5 protein-coding genes are annotated in these 6,519 nt (G+C 69.3%); 1 reads left to right on the forward strand and 4 read right to left on the reverse strand.

The window, feature by feature from the left end:
- Positions 1-22 precede the first annotated feature (22 nt).
- On the forward strand, positions 23-649 hold the full coding sequence (locus ACILRF_RS04850; protein WP_395671143.1) for a hypothetical protein: 627 nt from the start codon (positions 23-25) through the stop codon (positions 647-649).
- A 56-nt stretch (positions 650-705) separates the two neighbouring features.
- Here ACILRF_RS04850 and ACILRF_RS04855 read toward each other — a convergent pair whose 3' ends face one another.
- The 4 genes from ACILRF_RS04855 to ACILRF_RS04870 form a co-directional block, all read right to left on the reverse strand.
- The gene (locus ACILRF_RS04855; RefSeq protein WP_395671144.1) at positions 706-1,431 is read right to left on the reverse strand and encodes a TlyA family RNA methyltransferase; all 726 of its coding nucleotides are present in this window, start codon (positions 1,429-1,431) and stop codon (positions 706-708) included.
- A gap of 4 nt (positions 1,432-1,435) precedes the next feature.
- Positions 1,436-4,153, reverse strand: a complete 2,718-nt coding sequence (locus ACILRF_RS04860; protein WP_395671145.1) for a valine--tRNA ligase — start codon at positions 4,151-4,153, stop codon at positions 1,436-1,438.
- A gap of 141 nt (positions 4,154-4,294) precedes the next feature.
- Positions 4,295-4,837 carry a DUF2497 domain-containing protein gene (locus tag ACILRF_RS04865; protein ID WP_395671146.1) on the reverse strand — a complete coding sequence of 181 codons (543 nt, stop codon included), beginning with the start codon at positions 4,835-4,837 and terminating at the stop codon, positions 4,295-4,297.
- A 113-nt stretch (positions 4,838-4,950) separates the two neighbouring features.
- Positions 4,951-6,510: a TolC family outer membrane protein gene (locus ACILRF_RS04870; RefSeq protein ID WP_395671147.1), complete on the reverse strand. Its 1,560-nt coding sequence runs from the start codon at positions 6,508-6,510 to the stop codon at positions 4,951-4,953.
- Between the last annotated feature and the right edge of the window lie 9 nt (positions 6,511-6,519).

The following is a 6,519-nucleotide window of genomic DNA, read 5'->3' on the forward strand; positions in this document are numbered from 1 at the left end:
GAGGGAATTTTCAGAGATGTCGATGCGTTCCACTCTGGGCAAGGGCCTGCTGGTCGCGGCCGCCGGCGCCATGGCGCTGAGCGCCGGGGCGGCCTCGGCCCAGCCCTACGGCCAGTATGGCTACTACGATGGCGGCTACGATCCGTGCCGGCGCGAAGCCAACGGCCGCGGCGTCGTCGGCGCCCTGCTGGGCGGCGCGATCGGCGCGGCGGTCGGCGCCAACGCGGCGGCCCGTAACAACCGCCAGGACGGCGCCCTGCTCGGCGGCGGCGTCGGCGCGATCGCCGGGGCCATGGTCGGCAAGAACGGCGCGGCCTGCACCGGCGGCCCGCGGACGACCTATGCACCGCCGTCCAGCGCCTATTACGACGGCGGTTATCGCGACTACGGCTATGGTTATGGCGACCGCGGCTATCGTCCCGGCCGCTATGTGGAGCGCGACAGCTGGGGCGACGGTCGCGGCTTCTACAGCGACGACGCCTATGCCTACGGCCACCGCGGACAGCGCTACCGCCTGGCCCAACGGCCGATCGACGCCGACGGCTGCACCATGGCCGAAAGCCCGATCTACATGCCGGACGGCCGCACTCAGACCCGCATGGTCCGCGTCTGCCAGGACAGCCGCGGCCGCTACCAGGTCGTCGACTAAGCCTTCGAGACGAGCATCTGTGACTGGAGACAAGCCGCCCGGCTTCGTTCGGGCGGCTATTTTTTTGCCCAGACCAGCTGTTCGGCATTGCCGTCGCCGCCGAGGATCGGGCTATCGGCGAGGGCCTGGACCGTCCAGCCCGCCGCCGCGAGAAACGCCTGAACGCCGGCGGCGGCGTCGGCGCGGGCCACCGCATCCTTGACCCGGCCGCCCTTGCCGACCCGGTCGGGCCCGACCTCGAACTGCGGTTTGATCAGGGCGACGAGATCGCCCCCCGTCTGGGCCAGCTCAAGCGCTGCCGGCAGCGCCTTGGCCAGGCCGATGAAGCTGACGTCGGAGACCACGAGGCCCACCGGCGCGTCGACCAGCGTCGTTGTGAGTTCGCGGGCGTCCGTGCCCTCCAGGTTCACGACGCGCGGGTCGGCGGCGAGCTTGGGGTGAAGCTGCCCGCGCCCGACGTCGACGGCGTAGACGCGGGCCGCGCCGCGAGCCAGACAGACCTCCGTAAAGCCGCCGGTCGAGGCGCCGACGTCGATGACGTTCCGCCCCATCGCCTCGATGGACCACAGGGCAAGGGCGTGGTCGAGCTTCAGCGCACCGCGACCGACCCAGGGATGAGCGGCGACGGCCACGATCTCGGCCCCGTCGTCCAGCAGGTCGGAGGCCTTCGCTACCGGATGGCCGTCGGCGGTGACGCCGCCGGCCTCGATGGCCGCCCGCGCCTTCGCGCGGCTTTCGAAGAAGCCTCGCGCGACCAGCAACAGGTCGGCGCGCGACTTCACCGCCTTAGACCAGGCGCGCCAGGGCGCCTTCGAGCTTGGCCTTGGCGGCTTGCGCGTCGGCCAGGCGCTCGCGGTTCTCCTCGACCACCTCCTCCGGTGCGCGGGCGACGAAATCGGCGTTGCCGAGCTTCTTGGCGGTCTTGTCGATCTCGGCGGCCAGGGCGGCGACCTCCTTCGACAGGCGCGCACGCTCGGCGGCGAGGTCGATGAACTCGGCGACCGGCAGGGCCAGGGTCGCGCCGGCCACCACGTACGGGATCGAGCCCGCCGGCGCGGCGTCGACGAAGCGCACGTCCTCGACGCGCAGCAGCCGGGCGATAAGGGCCGCGCCCTCGGCGAGAACTCGGCGTTGCGCCTCGCTGGCCTCGACGACCAGCAGCGGCGGCTTTGCCGACGGCGGCACGTTCAGCTCCGCCCGGACCGAGCGCCCCTCGGAGATCGTCTCGATCAGAAGCTCGACCTGGGCGTCAGCCTCGGCGCCGATGAGCTCGTCGCCCAGCGCCGGCCACGGCGCGGTCATCAGGAAGCCGGCGTGACCGCGCTTCGCCCCCGCATCGGCGGTCTGGCCCCACAGCTCCTCGGTCAGGAACGGCATGACCGGATGCAGCAGGATCAGGATCTGGTCCAACACCCAGGCCGCGGTCGCCTGGGTCTCGGCCTTCAGAGCCTCGTCCTCGCCGCCGAGAATCGGCTTGGCCAGCTCGACGTACCAGTCACAGAACTGCCGCCAAATGAAACGGTAGAGGCTGTCGGCGGCCTGGTCGAAGCCGCAGTCGGCCAGCGCGGTGGTGACCACCTTGGCGGTCCGCGCGGTCTCGCCGACGATCCAGCGGTTGAGCGGCAGGCGGACAGCGGTCGGGTCGAACCCCTCGCCCCGCTCGCAGCCGTTCATCTGGCAGAAGCGCGTGGCGTTCCACAGCTTGGTGCCGAAATTCCGATATCCTTCAATGCGCTGGCGGGACAGCTTGATGTCGCGCGCCGCGCCCGACATGGCCGTGAGGGTGAAACGCAGGGCATCGGCGCCGAAGTCGTCGACCAGCTCCAGCGGGTCCATGACGTTGCCCTTGGACTTCGACATCTTGGCGCCAGAGGCGTCGCGGACCAGGGCGTTGATGAAGACGCGCTTGAACGGCGCCTCGCCCATGAAGTGCAGCCCCTGCATCATCATCCGGGCGACCCAGAAGAAGATGATGTCGAAGCCGGTGATCAGGGTGTGGGTCGGATAGAACCGCGCCAGGTCCGAGGTCTTCTCCGGCCAGCCGAGCGTCGAGAACGGCCACAGGGCCGAGGAGAACCAGGTGTCGAGGACGTCCTCGTCCTGGGTCAGCGGCTCGTCGCGGCCGTAGGCCTCCCGGGCCTGCGCCCGCGCTTCGTCTTCGGTCTCGGCGACGAACGCCCTGCCGTCGGGCCCGAACCAGGCCGGGATCCGGTGCCCCCACCATAGCTGACGCGAGATGCACCACGGCTGGATGTTCCGCATCCACTCGAAATAGGTCTTCTCCCAGTTCCTGGGCACGAAGACGGTGTCGCCCTCCTCGACCGCGCGAATGGCGTCCTTCGCCAGCTCCTCGGCGTTCACGTACCACTGGTCTGTCAGATAGGGTTCGACGACGACGCCGGAGCGGTCGCCGTGCGGGACCATATGGCGGGTCTTCTCGATTTCGCGCAGAAGGCCGAGCGCCTCGAAGGTCTCCACGACCTTCTTTCGAGCGACGAAGCGGTCGAGGCCGCGATATTCCCCCGGCGCCGCATCGTTGATGCGCCCGAAATCGTCGAGGACGTTGATCATCGGCAGTCCGTGCCGCTTGCCGACGCCGAAGTCGTTGAAGTCGTGGGCCGGGGTGATCTTCACCGCACCGGAGCCCTTGGTCGGGTCGGCGTAGTCGTCGGCGACGATGGGGACCAGCCGGTCGACGATCGGCAGGCGGACCTGCTTGCCGATCAGGCCGTGATAGCGCGGATCGTCGGGATGCACCGCGACGGCGGTGTCGCCCAGCATGGTCTCTGGCCGCGTGGTCGCCACCACGATGAAATCGCGGGTCTCGAACTCGGTCGGCTTGCCCTCGTCGTCGAAGGCGACCGGATGCTCATAGGTGACGCCGCCGTCCAGCGGATAGGCGAAGTGCCAATAGGCGCCGTCCACCTCGCGCTGCTCGACCTCGAGATCGGAGATGGCGGTCTGGAAGTGCGGATCCCAGTTTACCAGCCGCTTGTCGCGGTAGATGAGCCCTTCCTTGTGCAACTGGACGAAGACCTTGCGGACAGCGGCGCTGAGGCCCTCGTCCAAGGTGAAGCGTTCGCGTGACCAGTCGCAGGAGGCGCCGAGCCGGCGCAGCTGATTGACGATGGTCCCGCCGGACTCGGCCTTCCATTCCCAGACCTTGGCGACGAAGGCGTCACGACCGAGATCGCGCCGGCCGGCATTGCCCTCAGCCGCCAGCTTGCGCTCGACCACCATCTGGGTGGCGATGCCGGCGTGGTCGGTGCCGGGCAGCCACAGCGCCGCCTTGCCGCGCATCCGCTCGAAGCGGATCAGCACATCCTGCAGGGTGTTGTTCAGCGCATGGCCGATGTGCAGCGAACCCGTGACGTTCGGCGGCGGGATGACGATTGAGAACGGCTCGGCGTTCGGATCGTCGATCGGGGCGAAGGCGCCCGATTGCTCCCAAGCCTCATAGAGGCGCGGCTCGACGGTCTTGGGATCAAAGGTCTTTTCAAGCATGGGTCAGCTTTGTTGCGAGAGCGGTGAATACACAGCCGCTCAGCCCGGCGAAAGCCGGGACCCAAGCTGAATCTCAGGAAGACCCGATGACGCGCGCGTCGATGAGCGCCGCTTGGGCCCGGCGTTCTCCGGGATGAGCGGTCAGCGTACTCGGCTGCGGGCGATGCGCTCGACTTCGGCTTCCACGGCCGACTGCACGATGGCCGGCAGGTTATCGTCCAGCCACTGCTGCAGCATCGGGCGGAGCATCTCGCGGACGACATCCTCGAGCGTGCGCCCCTCCGCCGGCATGGCGATGGTCTGGCTCAGGCGGTCGAAGGCGGACGCGGCGGCGGACGCGGCCGAGGCGCTGACGAGGCTCACGGTGGGCGCGGGGACCGGCGCCGGCTCGGGCGCGACTGGCGGCGGGGTGTAGACGTCGAGGTCGCCATGTTGCTCGACCTTGTCGGTCAGCTCCAGGGCGTCGTCCTCGTCAGGAACCGGCGGCGCAGGCTCGGCGGCGACCGGCTCCGGCGCGCGCGGAGCCGGAGCGGGCTCCTCGGCGGCAACAGGGGCCGGGGCCGGCGCGGGTTCCGGCTCGGCGGCCGGGCCCTCGTCGCCATGCGGCGGCGTCGACTGCGCGTCGGCGGCCGGCGCGTCGTCTTCGGAGATGATGCGGCGGATGGAGGCCAGGATTTCCTCCATCGTCGGTTCTTGCGAAGTCTCGGACATGGGGCCGCCGGGGATGTGAGAGAGAATCCTGCACCCAGCCTAAGCGCAGCCAGCCGATCGTGCAATTTGCACGATCCTGCGGTCGCTCAGCGCGAGGTAGCGGCCGCGACCGGCGGCGGCTGCAGGCCCGGACCGATGTTGGGCTCCAGCGCCTTTTGGTGCGGTTGGGCGATCGGCGGCACGGCCAGCAGGCGGTCGATGATCCCGATCGGCTCCTCCCACGGCACCCAGCCCCAGGTGATCCGCAGTTTGCGGAAGTTGCGGGCCGGGTCGTACTGCGGCTCGCTGGGGATCAGGTTGCGGGCGTCGAGCCGCCCCATGGCCGAGAGCACGGAAGCGGCCGCGACATATTCGTCGCGGCGCGAGGTCACCACGGCCAGCTGCGCCTGACGCAGCTCCTGCTCGGCGTTGAGCACGTCGATGGTGGTCCGCAGACCAACCTGTTGTTCCTGGCGCGTGCCTTCGGCGGCGATTTCGGCGGCGCGGACCTGCTCGGCGCTGGAGACGATGTTGGCGCGGGCCGCCGTGAGCTGGTTCCACGATTGCGCGACCTGCTGCACCACGGTGCGCCGCTGGGTCTCGATATTGATGCGGTCGGCATTGTTGCGCTCAACCGACTGGCGGATGCGGGAGGAAATTTGGCCGCCCGCGAACAGCGGAACGGTGACGTTCACGCCGACGGTGGAGCCGCGCGAGTAGAAATCGCGCTCCCAGACGTCTTCGCGGACACGGTTCGTGAAATCAAGCGACGCTTGAGCGGTCACATTGGGCATGCGCTCGGCGCGCGCGCCGGACACGCGGGCCCGGCTGGCCTGCTCGGCAAACTGCTGGGCGCGAAGCTGCGGGTTGAACTCTTGGGCCGCCGTGAAGGCCTCGTCCACGGTCGCGGGCATCATGTAGGCCAGCGACGGCTCCGGCTGGAGATCAGCGGGAGGGCGTCCGACGACCGCGGCATAGCTCGCCCGGCTGTTGCCGAGCTGAGCCTCGGTGCTCTGGAGCTGCGCCTGCGCCGCCGCGAGGCGCGCCTGAGAAAGCGCGACGTCTGTGCGGGTGATCTCGCCGACTTCGAAGCGCGCATTCGATTCGTCGAGCTGGCGCCGCAGGACTTCGACGTTCTGCTGGCGGATGCGCAGCGCCTCGGTGTCGCGGCGAACGTCGACGTAGGCTTGAACCACCTGGCCGATCACCTGCGATTCGACGCGACGGAGGTTCTCACGGCCAGCTAGGATCTCGGCTTGCGCGGCCGAGACGGCAGAGGCGACTCGACCCCCGGTCCACAGAGGCTGGCTGAAGTTCAACGCGGCACGGGTTGATGTGGAGTCGCTATAGCCCGCCCCGTCCGGGATGCCATCTTGGTTGCGATCGATCGCCCCTTGCTCGATCGCTACAAGCCGAGGAGTCGCGATGACTCCGTATTGCCAAGAGCCGCCCAGATTCAGCGTCGGCCGCCAACCAGCCCGCGCCTGGACGTAGGTCTCGTCGAGCGCCCTCTGCGTCGCGCGCTGGGCCTGGATAGTCGGGTTAGATCCGTAGGCCGCGGCGATGGCGTCGGCCAGGGTCTCGGCGGCGGCGGGCGCGGCGACGACAGCCAGACCCGCGGCGGTGAGGATCACGGCCAGCGGACGGCCGCGAAGATGCTTCGACATTCGATACCC

This window comes from Phenylobacterium sp., assembly GCF_044236515.1.
GTDB lineage: Bacteria > Pseudomonadota > Alphaproteobacteria > Caulobacterales > Caulobacteraceae > Phenylobacterium.